10 protein-coding genes are annotated in these 18,739 nt (G+C 71.8%); 6 read left to right on the plus strand and 4 right to left on the minus strand.

The features are described 5' to 3' along the window. Nucleotides 1–74 precede the first annotated feature (74 nt). From JR065_RS02160 to JR065_RS02180, 5 genes are all read left to right on the plus strand, one after another. Nucleotides 75–2,453 carry an alpha/beta hydrolase family protein gene (locus tag JR065_RS02160; RefSeq protein ID WP_206231676.1) on the plus strand — a complete coding sequence of 793 codons (2,379 nt, stop codon included), beginning with the start codon at nt 75–77 and terminating at the stop codon, nt 2,451–2,453. 550 nt (nt 2,454–3,003) lie between these two features. Continuing rightward, nucleotides 3,004–3,567, plus strand: a complete 564-nt coding sequence (locus tag JR065_RS02165) for a hypothetical protein (protein WP_206231677.1) — start codon at nt 3,004–3,006, stop codon at nt 3,565–3,567. A 43-nt stretch (nt 3,568–3,610) separates the two neighbouring features. After that, nucleotides 3,611–4,681 (plus strand): hypothetical protein, encoded by a 1,071-nt coding sequence (locus JR065_RS02170; RefSeq protein ID WP_206231678.1) that lies wholly within the window; start codon nt 3,611–3,613, stop codon nt 4,679–4,681. Between the two features lie 55 nt (nt 4,682–4,736). Next, the gene (gene hemF / locus JR065_RS02175) at nt 4,737–5,636 is read left to right on the plus strand and encodes an oxygen-dependent coproporphyrinogen oxidase (protein ID WP_206231679.1); all 900 of its coding nucleotides are present in this window, start codon (nt 4,737–4,739) and stop codon (nt 5,634–5,636) included. Continuing rightward, nucleotides 5,633–5,911, plus strand: a complete 279-nt coding sequence (locus JR065_RS02180) for a DUF2164 domain-containing protein (RefSeq protein ID WP_206231680.1) — start codon at nt 5,633–5,635, stop codon at nt 5,909–5,911. The genes hemF and JR065_RS02180 overlap by 4 nt, the downstream gene beginning before the upstream one ends. Nucleotides 5,912–6,695: 784 nt before the next feature. Here JR065_RS02180 and JR065_RS02185 read toward each other — a convergent pair. After that, nucleotides 6,696–7,175 carry a DUF421 domain-containing protein gene (locus JR065_RS02185; protein ID WP_206231681.1) on the minus strand — a complete coding sequence of 160 codons (480 nt, stop codon included), beginning with the start codon at nt 7,173–7,175 and terminating at the stop codon, nt 6,696–6,698. Nucleotides 7,176–7,974: 799 nt separating this feature from the next. Then, nucleotides 7,975–10,743, minus strand: a complete 2,769-nt coding sequence (polA, locus tag JR065_RS02190) for a DNA polymerase I (RefSeq protein ID WP_206231682.1) — start codon at nt 10,741–10,743, stop codon at nt 7,975–7,977. Nucleotides 10,744–10,832: 89 nt separating this feature from the next. On the opposite strand from polA, the gene JR065_RS02195 reads away from it, so the two are divergent. Continuing rightward, a complete protein-coding gene (locus JR065_RS02195; RefSeq protein WP_206231683.1) occupies nt 10,833–11,120 on the plus strand; it encodes a DUF2782 domain-containing protein in 288 nt (95 codons plus the stop codon). A 514-nt stretch (nt 11,121–11,634) separates the two neighbouring features. Here JR065_RS02195 and tssA read toward each other — a convergent pair. Then, nucleotides 11,635–12,681 carry a type VI secretion system protein TssA gene (tssA, locus tag JR065_RS02200; RefSeq protein WP_206231688.1) on the minus strand — a complete coding sequence of 349 codons (1,047 nt, stop codon included), beginning with the start codon at nt 12,679–12,681 and terminating at the stop codon, nt 11,635–11,637. Nucleotides 12,682–12,760: 79 nt separating this feature from the next. Beyond that, nucleotides 12,761–18,730, minus strand: a complete 5,970-nt coding sequence (locus JR065_RS02205) for a filamentous hemagglutinin N-terminal domain-containing protein (RefSeq protein ID WP_206231689.1) — start codon at nt 18,728–18,730, stop codon at nt 12,761–12,763. Nucleotides 18,731–18,739 lie beyond the last annotated feature (9 nt).

Consider the following 18,739-nt stretch of genomic DNA (forward strand, 5'->3'; position numbering starts at 1 on the left):
CCATGACCAACGGCGCACTCGCCGCCGCCGCGCCGGCTGCTACGCTCGCGGTTTGCCCGTTGCCCGGAATCCCGATGCGTCGTCTGTGCCTGCCCGCGTTTCTGCTGTCCCTGTCCTGCCTGCCGTCGCTGGCCACCGCGCAGGACGCCGCCCCGCTGACCATCGAACAGGCGATGGCCGATCCGGACTGGATCGGGCCGCCGGTGGAGAATGCGTGGTGGGCCTGGGACGGCCGCCAGGTGCAGTACGAGCTCAAGCGCCGTGCCAGCCCGGTGCGCGACACTTTCCGCCAGCCGGTCGCCGGCGGCGTCGCGCAGCAGGTCGAGGATGCCCAGCGCAGCACCCTGGACGCGGCCAACCCGGTCTACGACGCGCAGCGCCAGCGCATGCTGTTCGTGCGCAACGGCGACATCTTCCTGCGCGACCTGCGCAGCGGCGCGCTGACCCAGCTGACCCGCAGCGTCGATGCCGAGTCGCGCCCGCAGTTCACCACCGACGGCGGCGCGCTGTGGCGTGCCGGCAACGACTGGTACCGCTGGACGCCCGGCGGCGGCGTGATGCAGGCCGCGGTGCTGAAGGCCGAGCGCGATCCCGACGCCACGCCCAAGCCCGACGCGCTGCGCGAGCAGCAGCTGCGCACCCTGGCCACGCTGGCGCGCGACCGCGAGCAGCGCGAGCTGGCGCGCAAGCAGGACCAGGCCTGGCGCCGCGCCGACAGCAGCCGCGCGCCGGCGCCGGTGTACCTGGGCGAGGACGTGGCCATCGACGACAGCGCGCTGTCGCCGGACGGCCGCTACCTGCTGGTGGCGACCCACGCCAAGGGCGGCGACGAAGGCCGCGGCGGCAAGATGCCCAAGTACGTGACCGAATCGGGCTACGAGGAATTCCAGGAAACCCGCACCCGCGTCGGCCACAACGCGCCGCTGGCGCAGACCCTGTGGCTGGTGGACGTGCATGCCGGCAGCGTGCGCAAGCTCGACTTCGACACCCTGCCCGGCATCGACCAGGATCCGCTGGCCAAGCTGCGCAAGGCGGCCAAGCGCGAGCCGCTGAAGGGCCCGCGCGCGCTGCGCGTGGAGACCGACGGCGACGGCAGCGGCCCGGCGATCCACTGGAGCGACGACGGCCGCAACGCCGCGGTGCTGCTGCGCGCAGTCGACAACAAGGACCGCTGGATCGCCAGCGTCGACCTGGACCGCGCGGCGCTGCAGACCCGCCACCGCCTCACCGATGCGGCCTGGATCGGCTGGAGCTTCAACGATTTCGGCTGGCTGCCGGACAACCAGACGCTGTGGCTGCTGTCCGAGCAGTCCGGCTATTCGCACCTGTACACCCAGCGCGGCACCGACAAGCCGCGCCAGCGCACCCGCGGCGACTGGGAAGTGTCCGAACCGGTGCTCAGCGCCGACGGCCGCGGCTTCTACTTCCTGTGCAACCGCACGTGGCCGGGCGACTACGAGGTGTGCAAGCTGGACCTGGACAGCGATACGGTCAGCGAACTGACCGCGCTCGACGGGGTGGAGGACTTCGCGCTGTCGCCGGACGGCCAGCAGCTGCTGGTGCGCTACTCCGGCAGCTACCTGCCGCCGCAGCTGGCGGTGCTGCCGGCCGCCGGCGGCCAGGCGCGCGTGCTCACCGACACCCGCAGCGCCGAATTCAAGGCGCGCCCGTGGATCCAGCCGCAGTACGTGCAGGTGCCGTCCAAGCACGGCGCCGGCACCATCTGGGGCAAGTACTACGGCCCGCAGCAGCCCGAGCCGGGCAAACGCTACCCGATCGTGATGTTCGTGCACGGCGCCGGCTACCTGCAGAACGTCTCGGCGCGCTACACGCCGTACTTCCGCGAGCAGATGTTCCACAACCTGCTGGTGCAGAAGGGCTACGTGGTGCTGGACCTGGACTACCGCGCCAGCGCCGGCTACGGCCGCGACTGGCGCACCGCGATCTACCGCAACATGGGCCATCCGGAGCTGGACGACTACCTGGACGGGCTGGACTGGCTGGTCGCGCAGAAGCAGGGCGACCGCGACCGCGCCGGCATCTATGGCGGCTCCTACGGCGGCTTCATGACCTACATGGCGCTGTTCCGCAAGCCCGGCACGTTCAAGGCCGGCGCCGCGTTGCGCCCGGTCGGCGACTGGACCCAGTACAACCACGAGTACACCGCCAACATCCTCAACACCCCGGAGCTTGACCCGGAGGCGTACCGGGTGTCCTCGCCGATCGAGTACGCCGACGGCCTGCGCGACCACCTGCTGATCGCCCACGGCATGATCGACGACAACGTGTTCTTCCGCGATTCGGTGAGCATGAGCCAGAAACTGATCGAGCTGCGCAAGGACAACTGGGAGCTCGCCCCGTACCCGCTGGAGCGGCACGGCTTCACCCGCGCCGACTCGTGGCTGGACGAATACAAGCGCGTGCTGAAGCTGTTCGAGCAGCAGTTGAAATAGCACGCGCCGGGGAAGCGGCAGATGGCTCCAGGCCATCCTCCGCGACGAGCCACGGGAAGGCTGCGCCTGTGGCAGCGGCTTCGGTCGCGACGAGCGAAGCGGCGGACCTGCCGGCTATGGACAGTGTCGGGGCTGAAGCCCCGCCTACAGTGCACCCGGCCGGCTCCCCGCAAGCCCCTGTAGGAGCGGCTTCAGCCGCGACAAGCGAAGTGGCGGACCTGTCGGCTGCGCACAGCGTCGGGGCTGAAGCCCCGCCTACAGTGCACCGGCCGGTTCGATCACTGTTCGCGCTCCTACGACCGTGCCTTCAACGCCATCTTCCACCGCAGCGATTTCTCACTCTTGTAGAAGCGACTCTGCCTAGCCCCGGGCCATTCGTCGCGACAAGCGAAGCCGCGCAACTCCCCGGTGCCGCACACCAACCGCGCCAAGCCCCCTCCCACCACCATCGCCACCCTTGCCGCTTGCGTCGCCCGCCCAGCCCTCTATCCTTGCGGATCGTTCGCGGCGCCGGCGCACCGGCCGACCGCCCCTCCAGCAAGGACCGCCGATGCCGCCACCGCCCCTGCCCGTCGCCCGCAGTTCGATGATCACGTCGATGGCGAAGATCTCGCTGCTGGTCGGCGCGGCATGGCTGCTGTACGCGCTGGGCCAGGCCGGGCTGGTGGCGCTGCTGCCCGACGGGACGATCGAGCGGACCCTGCTGCGCATCGGCGTGCTGCTGCCGCCGCTGCTGCAATGGTGCGTGGACCACCTGCTCGCGCTGTCGGTGCTGTCGGCGGTGCTGGCGCTGCTGTTCTGCGTCGTCGCCTGGGGACTGCTGCAGCGTCGCGAATGGGCGCGACTGGGTTTCGTGGCCTTCCTGGTCGTCACCGGCCTGGGCAACTTCGCCAGCCTGCCGTTGCTGTGGCAGTTCTTCGAGACGATGAACGGGCTGCTGCCCGAGGCCATCCGGCAGACCGCCGAAGGCGCGCAGCTGCAGGCCGAACTGCAGATGGGGCGCGTGGTCAGCCTGGCCACCGGCGCGGCCACCGCACTGGTCTTCGCCGCCTTGCACGGCTGGATCGTGTACCAGCTGTACCGGCCGGCGATCCGCGCCGAGTTCCGCGCCTGACCTTCTCCCCCGGCGCGTCGCGCCAGCCGACAAAGGATTCTCGATGCTCTCGTACCGTTCCCTCCGCCACGCCCCGGCGCGCGCCGGCCTGTTCGCGCTGGCCTGGCTGGGCGCCGCCGCCTGCGCCGACGCCGCGCCTGCGGCCGCCCCCCTGTGCGGCCTGTACACCGACGGCGGGCAGAACGCGCTGTACCTGGACGGCGCGGACAGCGCGCGGCTGGAACCGGAGCAGGATTCGCCGCGGCGCTTCCACCTGCGGCGCGAGCCCGGTGCCTTGCAGCTGTTCGACCTGGATACCGGCCGCAACGAACGCTATACGGTCTCGGCCGACGCGGCGCAGATCCGCGCGCCGGACGGCACCGTGTATCGGGGCGGCGGCAACGAACCCTGCGCGCCGTCCGCGCCTGCGGCCACGCCGGCGATCGCGCAATGCCGCCAGGACCTGCCCACCTGCGCGCAGCGGCTGGCGCAGGGCGACCGCGCGCAGGCGTCGGCGCTGTGCGGGCCGCAGCTGCCGTTCGCCTGCCGCGCGCTGCTGGATGCGGCGCCGGCTCCGACCGGGACGCCGGCGCGGACCGGCGCCGCGCCGCTGCCGCCGACGCAACCGGAAGCCGTGTGCCAGCGCAGCGCGTCGCCGCACGTATGCACCGCCGCGGCCGGACGGCTGTGGGACGACGGCCAGTTCCTGCGCGCGAAGGCGCTGCTGGAACAGGCCTGCCAGCTGTCCGATCCGGTGGCCTGCGGGCGCACCACCGCGCTGGGCGAGGTGAGCGCGGCGCAGCTGCAGTCGCCGCCGGCCACGCAGCTGCCGTGCGGCGGTTTCCACGCCCCGATCGGCAATTCGCTCGGCCTGCAATTCCGCCGCGACGGCAGCGTGCGCGGCAATGACGGCCAGGTGTGGCAGGCGCGCCTGGCCGACGGCCAGGTCACGCTGCGCCAGCGCGACGGGCGGCAATGGCGGCTGCGTCCGCTGGGCACCGACCTGCTGCTGGGGCTGGACGGCGAGCACCGCTTCGCGGTGTTCTTCCGCAACGAAGACAGCCGTTGCGATGGCGCCGATCCGCAGGCCGCGCCGCGCCGGGCAGGCGAACCGGCGGCGGCCGCCACGCCATAATGGCCGCGTGCGCCTGGCGCATGCCCTCTCGCCGCCCGCACCGCCGATCGCCCCCATGACCGACTTCGACCGCGTCCGCGACTACCTGACCGGCCTGCAGGACCGCATCTGCGCCGCCATCGAGGCCGCGGACGGCCGCGCCCGCTTCGCCGAGGACCTGTGGCAACGGGCCGAGGGCGGCGGCGGCCGCACCCGCATCCTGCGCGACGGCGCGGTGTTCGAGCAGGCCGGCATCGGCTTCTCCGACGTGTCCGGCACGCGGCTGCCGCCGTCGGCCAGCGCCAACCGCCCGGAGCTGGCCGGCGCCTCGTGGCGCGCCACCGGCGTGTCGCTGGTGTTCCACCCGCACAGCCCGTACCTGCCCACCACCCATGCCAACGTGCGCTTCTTCCGCGCCGAGCGCGATGGCCAGACGGTGGCCTGGTGGTTCGGCGGCGGCTTCGACCTGACCCCGTACTATCCGTTCGACGAGGACGTGCGCCATTGGCACCGCACCGCGCAGGCGCTGTGCGCGCCGTTCGGCGCGGACCGCTATGCCGCGCACAAGCGCTGGTGCGACGAGTACTTCTTCCTCAAGCACCGCAACGAGACCCGTGGCGTCGGCGGGCTGTTCTTCGACGACCTGCATGGCGACTTCGAACGCGACTTCGCCTACCAGCGCGCGGTCGGCGACGGCTTCCTCGACGCCTACCTGCCCCTCGTCGAGCGCCGCCGCGCGCTGCCGTGGGGCGAGCGCGAGCGCGAGTTCCAGCTGTACCGCCGCGGGCGCTACGTCGAGTTCAACCTGGTCTACGACCGCGGCACCCTGTTCGGGTTGCAGAGCGGCGGGCGCAGCGAGAGCATCCTGATGAGCCTGCCGCCGCGGGTGCGCTGGGAATACGGCTTCCAGCCCGAACCCGGCAGCGCCGAGGCGCGGCTGGCCGACTACCTGGTGCCGCGCGATTGGCTGGCATGAGCCGGGCACGGGGCGCATCACCGCCGCCGGGTACGCTGGACCGCGAGCACAAGGCGCAGGCCGCCGAGGCGCTGCAGCGCTACCTGCGCGAGGAACTGCAGCAGGAGATCGGCAGTTTCGAGGCCGGGCTCCTGCTCGACTTCGTTGCCGGGCAGATCGGCACGCACTTCTACAACCGCGGCCTGCACGATGCGCGGCAGCTGCTGGCCGGCAAGCTCGACGAGATCGACGACGCGCTGTACCAGCTCGAGCAGCCGGTCGGGGTGCGCGGGTAGCGTGGCGGTGGCCGTACCCTCACCCCAACCCCTCTCCCGGTGGGAGAGGGGCTAAGGCAGGCTGCGGCTTCTCCCTTCTCCCACCGGAGAAGGTGGCCCGAAGGGCCGGATGAGGGTGCGGGCGAAGCCTGGTGCACCTAGTCCGGCTGGGCGCTGGCCGCCGTACCCTCACCCCAACCCCTCTCCCGGTGGGAGAGGGGCTAAGGCAGGCTGCGGCCTCTTCCTTCTCCCCGGCGGGAGAAGGTGGCCCGAAGGGCCGGATGAGGGTGCGGGCGGAGCCTGGTGCACCTAGTCCGGCTGGGGCCTGGCCGCCGTACCCTCACCCCAACCCCTCTCCCGGTGGGAGAGGGACTAAAGCGGGCTGCGGCTTCTCCCTTCTCCCACCGGGAGAAGGTGGCCCGAAGGGCCGGATGGGGGTGCGGGCGAAGCCTGGTGCACCTAGTCCGGCTGGGGCCTGGCCGCCGGACCCTCACCCCAACCCCTCTCCCGGTGGGAGAGGGGCTAAAGCGGGCCGCGGCTTCTCCCTTCTCCCACCGGGAGAAGGTGGCCCGAAGGGCCGGATGAGGGTGCGGGCGGAGCCTGGTGCACCTAGTCCGGCTGGGCGCTGGCCGCCGTACCCTCACCCCAACCCTCTCCCGGTGGGAGAGGGGCTAAAGCGGGCTGCGGCTGCTCCCTTCTCCCACCGGGAGAAGGTGGCCCGCAGGGCCGGATGAGGGTACGGGCGGAGCCTCGCGCATCCGGCCGACCCGGCGGCTGGTCCCGTGCCGCCCATTGCCTCCCCCGCTCAGCCGTCCCTGCTGGTCGAGATGGTGATGTGGCCGTTGGTCTCCAGCAGCGCCAGGCGCACGTTGTCGATGCCGGGGCAGCCCTGCTGGCGCATCGCGGCCTCGAAGTCGGCGCGGCTGACCAGCTCGCGGCGGAGCACGTCGCGGAACACGTGGCCATCGCGCGCCAGCACGATCGGCTCGCCCTCGATCAGGCGCTCCAGGCGCTCGCTGCGCGAGGTCAGCAGGCCGACGGCGAAGTTCAGCGCGATCAGCGTGGCCGCCAGCAGCAGGCCGCCGCCCAGCGAGGTGTCCTCGCCGAGCAGCGCGTTCTGCACCGCGTTGCCGAGCAGCACGATCAGCAGCATGTCGAACGGCGTCAGCTGGCCCATCGCGCGCTTGCCCGAGACCCGCACCATCGTCAGCACCATCACGTACACCACCACCGCGCGCAGGACGAACTCCCACCACGGCATCGACAGATGGAACAGGTCGGACATGTCCTGCACTCGTTTAGTTTGGTGAATCGGCGCACTGTAATGCGTCGCCGCAGCGTCCGCGCATCGACGTTGCGTCTGCGTTGGGGTGGAACGCCGCATCCGGGAATGGCGGCGTGCATGCGGCCGTATGTTTCAGGCGCGGAAAATAAAAAGCCCCGCGGACCAGGGGGAGGTCGGCGGGGCCAGGGAACGGAGACTTGGGGAGGAGTCGCCGTTCCTAGATCTACTCCAGGGGATGGGAGGAGATCCGCGACAGGTATTGCGCCTGTCGCGAGCTATATGACCACTTCCCACCTTGCTAGTTCGTGAAGATTTCGGTTAAAAATTTGTCGGATTAAGGACGGATTCATTCCCGAAACTCGATGCAACGCAAGGTTCCAAAAATCAGTGCTTTATTGCTGGCTTTTCTGTGCACCGAACAACGATTTATCGGGATCCGCCGCAGCAACGTCCAGTGACCGGCCTATCCATTGGCGATGCGCTCGCGGGATGTAGCGCACTTTTCGTCTGAAACGATTCGCCGCTGACGCCCGGCGCCGTGTTCGCGCTTCGCATCCTGCCACGCCAGCATGAATGGATTAACGCTCGGCCTCTCATCGGGATGAACGCGCCTAGCGATCCAGCCGAACGTTGCAGTTCAGCTCGACACGGACCTCCCGCTTGGCGCTCCGCCAGCCACGCGCGCTCCTGAGCGAGCCAGCAGGAGATCGCGTGCACGCCTGCACGCACTAGAGCCTAGAACGGCAAGGGAACCAGCGCTTCCCCATTCCCATTCCCGGCGTCCCATTCCCACTCCGGGCTAATGCGCCTCGTCCCAGTTGTCGCCGACGCCGCTGTCCACCACCAGCGGCACCTTCAGTTCGGCGGCGCCGGCCATCAGCCGGGTCACCTCGGGCAGCAGCGTGTCGACGAAGTCGGCGTCGGCCTCGAACACCAGTTCGTCGTGCACCTGCAGGATCATCAGCGCGCGCGCGCGGTGCGGCTCCAGCCAGGCGTCCACGGTGACCATCGCGCGCTTGATGATGTCCGCGGCGGTGCCCTGCATCGGCGCGTTGATCGCCGCGCGCTCGGCGCCGGCGCGCAGCCCTTGCTGCTTGGCGTTGATGTCGTTCAGGTACAGCCGGCGGCCGAACAGGGTTTCCACGTAGCCCTGGGTGCGCGCCTGCTCGCGCATGCGCTCCATGAAGTCGCGCACGCCCGGGTAGCGGCTGAAGTACAGCGCCACGTAGTCCTGCGCCTCGCCGCGGCCGATGCCCAGGTTGCGGGCCAGGCCGAACGCGCTCATGCCGTACATCAGGCCGAAGTTGATCGCCTTGGCGGCCCGGCGCTCGTTCGGCGTGACCTCCTCCAGCTTGCGCCCGAACACCTCGGCGGCGGTGGCGCGGTGCACGTCCACGCCGGCGCCGAAGGCGCGCAGCAGGCCCGCGTCCTCGGACAGGTGGGCCATGATCCGCAGTTCGATCTGCGAGTAGTCGCAGGCGATCAGCTTGCGCCCGGGCGGGGCGATGAAGGCGCGGCGGATGCGGCGGCCGTCCTCGGTGCGGATCGGGATGTTCTGCAGGTTCGGATCGGACGAGGACAACCGCCCGGTGGCCGCGCCGGCCTGGTGGTAGCTGGTGTGCACGCGGCCGGTGTCGAGGTTGATCATCTCCGGCAGCTTGTCGGTGTAGGTGCTGCGCAGCTTGGCCAGGCCGCGGTACTCCAGGATCACCCGCGGCAGCTCGTGCTCGGCGGCGATCGCCTCCAGCGCCTCTTCGTTGGTGCTGGGCTGGCCCTTGGGGGTCTTCAGCAGCGCCGGCAGCTTCAGTTCGTCGAACAGCACCGCCTGCAGCTGCTTGGGCGAATCCAGGTTGAAGGTGCGCCCGGCCAGCGCGGTGGCCTTCTGCTGCGCGGCGAGCATGCGCTGGCTCAGGTCCTGGCTCTGCTTGCGCAGTTCGGCCATGTCCACGCTGACGCCGTTGGCCTCGATGCGGGTGAGCACCTGCACCAGCGGCATCTCGATCTCGCGGTAGACCTTGGCCAGCGCCGGCTCGACCTCCAGCTGCGCGGACAGCGCGCGGTGCAGGCGCAGGGTGATGTCGGCGTCCTCGGCGGCGTAGCCGGTGGCGTCGTCGATGGCCACCTGCGAGAACGCGATCTGCTTGGCGCCCTTGCCGGCCACGTCCTCGTACTTGACCGTGTCGTAGCCCAGGTAGCGCCGCGCCAGCGAGTCCATGTCGTGGCGGCTGGCGGTGGAATTGAGCACGAAGCTCTCCAGCATGGTGTCCTCGGCGTAGCCGCGCACGAGCACGCCGTGGCGGCGCAGCACGTGCAGGTCGTACTTGCCGTGCTGGCCGATCTTGCGCTTGGCCGAGTCCTCCAGCAGCGGTTTCAGCGACGCCAGCGCCAGCGCCAGGTCCAGCTGCACCGGCGCGCCGGGGTAGTCGTGGCCCAGCGGCAGGTAGTCGGCGCGGCCGGGCTCGGTGGCGAAGCTGAGCCCGACCAGGTTGGCGCGCATCGCGTCCAGCGCGTCGGTCTCGGTGTCGAAGGCGAAGCTGTCGGCCGCGCGCAGGCGATCGAGCAGGTCCTCGAACTGCGCCGGGGTCACGATCGCGGTGTAGTCGCCCTTGGCCGCCAGCGCCGGGTCCAGGGTTTCGTCGATGGGCGCGGCGGCGCGCGCGTAGCCGGCGGCGGTGCCGCGCAGGCTGGGCGCGCCCCCGATCGCCCCGCCCGGGGCGGCGATGCCGCCGTCCAGGTCGCGCAGCGCCTGGGTGAAGCCGTAGCGCTGGTACAGGCCGCGCAGCTGCTCCGGGTCCTGCTCGCGCAGGCCCAGCGTGCGCGGGCCGCCGGGCAGCGCCACGTCGGTCTTGATCGTGACCAGCTCCCGGTTCAGCGGCAGCCGCGCCAGCGCCGCGCGCAGGTTCTCGCCGATCTTGCCCTTGATCGCGTCGGCGTTGGCCATCACCCCGTCCAGCGAGCCGTATTCGGCCAGCCATTTGGCCGCGGTCTTGGGCCCGCACTTGTCCACGCCGGGGACGTTGTCGATGGCATCGCCCATCAGTGCCAGCAGGTCGACGATCTGGCTCGGCCACACGCCGAACTTCTCCATCACCGTGGCGTCGGAGTCCATGCGGCTGCCGCTCATCGTGTTGACCAGCTGCACGCCCGGGCGCACCAGCTGGGCGAAGTCCTTGTCGCCGGTGGAAATGGTCACGTCCAGGCCGTCGCTGCAACCCTGCAGCGCCAGGGTGCCGATCACGTCGTCGGCCTCGACCCCGTTCTCGCGCAGGATGGTGATGCCCAGCGCGTGCACGATCTGGCACATCGGCTCGACCTGGGCACGCAGCTCCTCGGGCATCGGCGGGCGGTTGGCCTTGTACTGCGGGTACAGGTCGTCGCGGAAGGTCTTGCCTGGCGCATCGACCACGAAGGCCACGTACTCCGGGCGCTCCTTCAAGGTCGCACGCAGCATGTTGACTACGCCGAACAGCGCGCCGGTGGGTTCACCGGCCGCGTTGGTCAGCGGCGGAAGCGCGTGGAACGCGCGGTACAGGTAGCTGGACCCGTCGATCAGGACTAATCGGCTCATCGGCCGATTCTACGCTGCCGCCCTTCGCGCACCGAATGCGGCGGCGCGGCGCATAATCGCAGGCCACGAACTGGCTGCTGGAGAACGCGATGAAAGCCCTGATGTTGCTGCCGCTGTTGCTGCTGGCCGGCTGCGCCACGAGCGGCGTCGGCCCCGACGGCGCGCCGGTGGACGTGAGCGGCGCGGAGGTGTTCAGCCGCACGATGGACAACGGCGACACCGTGGAGGAATACCGCGTGGCCGGCCAGCTGCGCATGGTCAAGGTGACCCCGTCGCGCGGCCCGGCGTACTACCTGTACGACCAGAACGGCGACGGCCACATGGACGGCAACAAGGACAACGTGTCGCCGGTGTATTGGAAGTTGTATAGCTGGTGAGGCCGGGGTTTCGGGTTTCGGGACTCGGGACTCGGGACTCGGGACTCGATTTCAGCATTGCCTGGTTTGGGGGCTTTGCAAGCGCCGTGCAGTGGATTTGGGCCTGGCCGATGTCGGGCGACGGCGGGGCTAGTGGTCCCTGACCGGAGTTCTTCGCAAGACGGTGCCGGTAGCAGCGAGCCCCCTGTAGGAGCGGCTTCAGCCGCGACCGGCGGGATGGACATCTCTGGCTGCGGACGCCATCTGTCGGGGCTGAAGCCCCTCCTACAGGTGCTGCGTGCCGACCGCCCGCTTGGGGACGGCTCGGATGAAGTTCGCTGGACGCGACGATCGGAGGCGAGGGTCCGCCCGTCCCGGCCCGTGGGCGTGATCAGTCAGAGCCGTCGGTAGCCCCCACGAAGCTCCGATCGCCGGCGCCCGCCGGCGGCGGCGCGGAGCGCCTGGGCGGGCCAGCCGCTTGAGTGCCTGCCCGCGGCCTGGGCCATCGCGCCAGGCGCGACGCACAAGTCGGCCGCTACGCGTCCTCGTCGCGGACGCCGGCCACGTGCTGCAGTTCGGTGACGCCGGCCGGCGCCAGCTCCTTCAGCAGGTCCAGGAAGTTGCGCCCGACCAGCCGCTGCGCGCGGCGCAGCAGCAGCGGCACCGGGCTGGAGGGTTCGTGGCTGGCGTAATAGGCGCAGATCTCGTCCAGACGCCGCATCACGTCGTCGGGACCGGCGATGCGCGCATTGCCGGCCGCTGCCGCCACGGCGGTGCCGGCGTCCGCGCCGGCTGCGTCGGCATCGGCATCGGCTCCCGCTTCGGCCGCCGCGGCGCCGTCGCGCGCGGTCCATTGCGGCAGCAGGAAGCGCTCCAGGTCGCGCAGGTCGGCCAGCAGCGGCTTGAGGTCGGGCGCGGCGGTGCCGATGCGCTCGGCGAACAATGCGTCGATTTCGCGCGCCTGCTGCAGCGCCTGCTGTACCGCGGCCACGGTCTGGCCCAGCGCCTGCTGCGGGCAGTCCAGGCAGCACGCCTCGATCTCCGCCAGCGATGCGCCGCCCTCGCCGGCCAGCTTCAGCGTGCCGTTGGCCACGCGCAGGTCGCGCAGGCTGAAGCGGCCGAGCCGCGGCGACTGCACGAACGGGGTGGCGCGCAGCGCGCCGAGCAGGCCGAGCGGGTCGCCCAGGCCGACCACCGCGTTGACCCGCGCGGTGGGATCGTCGTCGTCGTCGGCATCCAGCTGCGGGTGCACGCTGTCCCAGCGCTGCGCCAGCAGCGCGTGGACCAGCGCCAGGCCGTCGGCCCAGCCCGGCAGCCCGCGCAGGCGCAGCCACGCCGCGCACAGGTGGCTGGCCACGCGCAGGTCCTGGGTGCGGCGGAACAGCGCCAGCGCCAGCGTCTGCACCTTGTCCCAGTCCGGTTCCTCGGCGGCGATCACGCTGTCGCCGACCGCGCGCTCGGCCTTGTTCGCCGCGGCGCGGTCCAGCGCCAGGAACTCCGGGTCGTACTCCAGGTCAGGGCCGGACGGGGCGTCGTCGGCGATCGGCGCCAGCAGCGCCTCGAGGGTCTGTTCGGTGGTCATGCGCTGTCACTCCGGGGACGGTGTCGGCCGGCAGGGCATGGCGCCATGCCGGCGGGGAAACAGCGCGGCGGCGGAGCGCTCATTCCTGCTCGCACTGCGCATCCGGATCGTCCGGATCGCAGGCCGGCTGCTGGTCGGCGGGCAGGCGGATGCCCGGCTTGACCAGGCCGAACGCGCGATAGGGGGCGTTGGCCGCGCCCAGGTCGACGTAGGCGACGGTACGGTTGCTGGAACTCTGCGCGCGGCTGGCGAAGGCGGAGGTAGGCACGTTGATGCCCGATTCGCCGTCCACGCCGAGCAGCGCGCCGTCGGCGCGCAGCGCGTAGAAGTACGCCGGCGGCAGGCCGATCGCCGCGACGGTCTGGTTGTGCACGCCCCGCACGTAGATCGGGTTGGCGGCGGTGCCGATGCGGCCGCTGGCCGAGAACACCCCGGCGCCGTCGTACAGCCACGTGGTATCGGCCTGCAGCAGGTCGCCGAGCACGCCCAGGTACAGCGCCGAGGTGCCGGCATTGACGGTGTAGGCGCTGCCGTCGAGCGCCGACAGGGTCAGGCTCTGGCCGTTGCTCAGGCTGAAGCCGCCGGGCGAGGCGAAGTTGCCCAGGGTGCCGATGCGGTTGTCGACGAAGGCGTCGCGCCCGCCCAGGCGGGTGCTGCCGCCGACGCTGCCGCTGAGGGTGGCGGCGCTGATGCGCCCGCCACCGCCCTGGCCGAGGTCGCCGCCGGCCTGCAGCCACACGCTGCTGGCGCCGAGCGCGCCGTCGATCGCCAGGTCGCCGCCGGCGCTCAGGCGCAGCGCGTCGCCGACCGTGACCGGGCCGGCGACGGTCAGGTCGCCGAGGGTACGCAGGCTCAGCTGCGTGGCGCCGAACTCGCCGAGCGCGGCGATCGCGTTGGCGCCGTCGAGGCGGGTCGCGCCGCCGGCGCTCCCGCTCAGCGACGCGGCACTCAGTACGCCGCCCGTCTGGGTGATCGCGCCGCCGCTGCGCAGCTGCAGCGCACCGCTGCTGGTAACGTCGTGGCCCAGCTCCAGGTCGCCGCCGGCGCCGAGCGCGATGCCGCTGCCGCTGGACGCGCCGGCCGTGCGCAACGCGCCGCCCGCGCTCAGCGCCAGCGCGCCGCCGGCCTGCGCCGCCACCGCCAGGTCGTTGCGGTCGGCAATGGCGATGGCGCCGCCGCGGGCCAGCACCGTCCCCTGGAAATCGTTGCCGGCTTCGGTGAGCGCGATCGCGCCGCTGCCGGCGTCGAGCGTGGCGCTGCCGGCGACGCTCAGCGCGCCGCGCTGGCCGATGTCGCCGCCGCTCGCCGCCGGCGTGGCGGCCGATGCCGTGGCGAGGCCGGACGCGGCGGCAGCGGCGCCATCGCTGCGCGCGACCAGATCGCCGCCGATGCTGCCCTGCCCCAGCGACAAGGCGCCGTTGCTGGTCGCGGTCAACGCCGCGACGGCCACGCTGCCCAAGGCCAGCGCATTGCGATCGCGCACGTGGGCGGCGCCGCCGGCGAGGTTCACCTCGCCCTGGAAATCGTTGCCGGCATCGTCCAGCGCGATCGCCGCGGCGCCGCTGTTGATCGTGGCGCTGCCGTCCACCCGCAACGCGCCGCGCTGCGTCACCGCGCCGCCGCCGCTGTCGGCGACGAGGTTGCCGGCGACACTGCCCGCGCCCAGGGTCAGCGCGCCGCGGTTGGCGACATCCAGCGCATCCACGGCCAGCGTGCCCAGCGCCAGCGCATTGGCGTCGCGGATACGGGCGCTGCCGCCGGCCAGCGCCACGGTGCCTTGGAAGTCGTTGCCGGCCGCGTCCAGCGCGATCGCGCCGCTGCCGGCGTCGATCGCCGCGTCGCCGGTCACCGTCAACGCGTCCAGCTGGCGCAGCGCGCCGCCGCTGCTGAGCTGCAGCGCGGCGACGTTCGACGTCCCCAGGCTCAACCCGTCCACTGCGCGGATGCGGGTGTCGCCGCCGGTGAGCGACAGTGTGCCGGCAAAGCGGTTGGCCTGGTCAAGGGTGATCGCGCCGCTGCCGGCCACCAGGGCCGCATCGCCGTCCACGCGCAGCGCGCCGCTCTGGCCGATCGCGGCATTGCCGCTGTCGGCCTGCAATGCGCCGCGCACGCGGCCCTGGCCCAGGCCGAGGATGCCGCCGCTGGTCACGTCCAGGCTGTCGACCGAAAGGTTGCCCAGGGTCAGCGCGCCGCTGCCGCGCAGCTGCACCGCGCCGCCGGCGATGTCCACGGTGCCGGCGAAGTGGTTGCCGGCATCGGTCAACGCGATCGCGCCGCTGCCGGTCGCCACGGTGGTGGCGCCGCCGACGGTCAGCGCGGCGTTCGCCTGGCCGAGCGTCGCGTTGGCAGTGGTCAGCAGCAGGTCGCCGGTCGCGGCGACGTCGCTGGTCAGGATCAGGGCGCTGCCGCTGCCCAGGGTCAGGTTGCGTCCGCTCAGCGCGCCGCCCAGATGCAGCGCGCCGTTGCGCGCGACCAGGCTCAGGTCGCCGCTGCCGGTGGCGATCGCGCCGGCCGGCAGGCGCAGCGAACCGTCGGCGAGCAGCGTGATGCGGCCATCGTTGCCGTTGCGCAGCGCGGCGATGTCCAGGTCGTTGCGGTCGGCGAGCTGGATGCCGTTGCCGGTGAGGTCCACCGCGCCGCCGAAGTCGTTGCCCGTGTTGGCCAGCGCGATCGCGCCGCCGCCGGCGTCGAGGGTGCTGGTGCCGTTGACGGTGAGCGCGGTGGCGACGGACTGGGTGATCGCGCCGCCGTTGCTGCGCGCGTCCAGCGCGCCGCCGACCGTGCCGCTGCCCAGGTTCAGCGCGCCATGGCTGGTCGCGGCGAGCGCGCCGGTGGCCAGCGTGCCGAGTTCCAGATCGCCGGCGGCGGCGATCTGCACGCCGCCGCCGGCCAGGCTCACCGCGCCCTGGAAATCGTTGCCGGGGCCGGCCAGGCCGATCGCGTTGCCGTGCGCCTGGAAGCGGCTGGCGCCGGTCACGCGCAAGGCGCCGCTCTGGCCGATGGCGCCGTTGGCGTCGATGTCGAGGCGGCCGCCGAGGGTGCTGGCCGCCAGCGTGAGCGCGCCGCTGTTCACCAGCACCGCGTCGGTGCCGGTCAGGCCGACCGTGTCCTGGAACGCGTTGGCCTTGTCCAGGGTGATGTCGCCGCTGCCGGCGTCGATATCGGCGCTGCCGCCGACCGTCAATGCGGCCGCCTGGGTGATCGCGCCACCGTTGCTGTCCGCGTCCAGCGCGCCGGTCACCGTGCCGCCGCCCAGGTTAAGGGCGCCGTTGCTGGCGACGGTGAGAGTGCCGGTGGACAGCGTGCCCAGCGTCAGCGCGTTGCGGTCGGCGATCGTCACGTCGCCGCCGGTCAGGTCCACGGCCGAGCGGAAGTCGTTGCCGTTGGCCAGGCCGATCGCGCCGGTGCCGGCGTTGATGGTGCTGATGCCGTCGGCCGTGAGCGCCCCTGCGCTCTGCACGATGTCGTGGTCGCTGCTGGTCAGTGCGAGCGTGCCGCCGGCATCGACATCGGCGCCCAGGCTGATGCCGCCACCGCCGGTCAGGCGGACGTTGTGGCCGGACAGCGCCGCGACGATGTTCAGGCCGTCGCCACTGATCAGGGTCAAGTCGCCGCTGCCGGTGCCGATGGCGGCCGTCGGCAGCGTCAACGTGCCGCCGGCCTGCAGCCAGAGCGCGCCGTTGCTGCCGCTGGTGAGCGAGGCCACGTTCAGATCGTTGCGCGCGACCACCTCGATGCCGGTACCGGCAAGGCTGACCGTGTCGCGGAAGTCGTTGCCGGGAGCGTCCAGCTCGATCGCGCCGGCGGCGGTGAGGGTGGCGGCACCGGCGGCGTCGATTGCGCCGCCGTCCTGCCGGATCGAACCGCCGCTGCTGGTCACCGCGAGCGTGCCGGTGCTGGTCACGCCGCCCGCCAAGCTCACGCCGTCGCGCCCGGTCAGCGCGATGTTGCGGCCGGACAGCGCGTCGGTGATGCCGAGCGCGCCGCCGTTGGCCTGCAGGGCGAGGTCGGCGGTCCCGGTATCGATCGCCTGCGCCGGCAGCGTCAGGGCGCCGCCGGCGGTGAGCGAGATCGCGCCGTTGCTGCCGCTGCTCAACGCCGAGACGACGAGATCGCTCTGATCCACCACGGTGATGCCGGTACCGGTCAAGCTGACCCCGGCGCGGAACTCGTTGCCGGCGCGGTCCAGGAGGATCGGGTTGCCGCCTGCGTTGACGATCGCCGCGCCGCCGACGTCCAGCACGCCGCCGGCCTGCTGGATGGCCCCGGCCGCGCTGCTCAACTGCAGCGTGCCGCTGCCCGTGGTGGTGATGTCATGGCCGAGCGTCAGGCCGTCGCGGGCGCTCAATGTGACGTTGCGTCCGCGCAGGTCGCCGGCGGTGCTCAGCGCGGCGCCATGGGCGGCCAGGCTCAGATCGGCGCTGCCGGTGTCGATCGCGCTGCCCGGCAGCGTCAGCGCGCCGCCAGCGCTCAGCGACAGCGCGCTGTTGCTGCCCAGGGTCAACGCGGCGATGGTCAGGGCGTTGGCGTCGGCCAGGGCGATACCGCTGCCGGTCAGCGACACGGCGCCGCCGAAATCGTTGGCGGGGCGTTCCAGGGCGATCGAGCCGCTGCCGGCGTCGAGGATGCTGGTGCCAGTGACGGTCAGCGAATTGCTCGCGGACTGGCCGATCGCGCCGCCGTTGCTGGTCGCGGACAGGGTGCCGGTCACGCTGCCGCTGCCCAGGTTCAAGGCGCCGCTGCTGGTGGCGGTGAGATTGCCGGTGGCCAGCGTGCCCAGGATCAGTTCGCCGCTGTCGCTGATCGTGGCGCTGCCGCTGCTCAGGCTGACCGCCTGCCCGAAGTCGTTGCCGGCGGCGTCCAGGGTGAGCGCATGGCTGCCCAGCGCGAAGCTGCTGCTGCCGGCGACGGTCAGCGCGCCGGATTGCCCCAGGCCGATGGTGTTGGACAGGCCCAGGTTGCCCCCTACATCCAGGCTGCCGAGTGCGGCGATGCGGTTGTTGCCGGTGAAGCCGGCATCGCCACCGATGCTGCCGCCCAGGGTGCCGGCGGTATAGACGCCGCTCTGCTGCACGCTGCTGTCGGTGCCGATGGTGATCGCGCCGCTGCCCACGTCGATGCTGCCGCTGCCGCCGATGCCGAGCTGGCCGGCGCCGTTGGCGATCAGCGACACGCTGCCGTCGCTGCCGTTGCCGAGGGCCGCGGCGGTGACAATCCCGCTGTTGTTGACCAACTGGTCGAACAGGCCCTGCGCCGCGCGCGCCTGCAGCGTGACGATGCCGCCGGGCGCGCTGAGGGTGCCGCTGTTGTCCACCGCCAGCGTGTCCAGCTGCATCTGCAAGGCCTTGTCGACGACGACGCCGAAGCCGCCGCTTTCGAAGGTCAGGGTGACCTTGTCGGCGCCGACCAGGTTGATGTTGCCGGCGCTGGCGGTGATGGTGCCGCTGTTGACCACCTTGCCGCCGATCAGGTCGACCGCGCCGGCGGCGGCGTTGATGGTGCCGCTGTTGGACATCAGCGCGACCATGGTGCCGCCGGCATCGAGCGTGTCGTTGCCGCTCATGAAGTCGGAGGCGCTGATGCCCAGGGTGCTGGCCACCAGCCCGCCGACGTTGATCTGCGCGGTGCTGCCGAAGATCACCCCTTCGCGGTTGATCAGGAACACCTGGCCGTTGGCGTTGAGATTGCCGAAGATCTGCGTGGGTTCGCCGCCTTGCACCAGGTTGAGCACCGCGGCGCTGCTGGACGGCTGGTTGAACGTCACCGTGGCCGCCGAGCCGATGTCGAACGCGCTCCAGGTCAGCGCCATCCGGCTCGAGCTCTGGTCGATGGTCAGGGTGTTATCGAGGTTGTTGGGCGGATTGATCATGCCGGCGCCGCCGACGACGCTGCCGCCGGTCGGCAGTTGGGTGTTGGCGACCTGCGCCGGCGCGGCGCCGGGCGCCATGATGGCGAGCGTGGCCGCCAATGCCAGCGCGAGCGGCGAGTGCCGCGGCGTGCGGGTGCGTGCGGCACGGGCGGCGGTCGAAGCGTGGGCGATGGCAGGCATGCGCGTATC

Source organism: Xanthomonas sp. (assembly GCF_017163755.1).
Taxonomy (GTDB): Bacteria; Pseudomonadota; Gammaproteobacteria; order Xanthomonadales; family Xanthomonadaceae; genus Xanthomonas_A.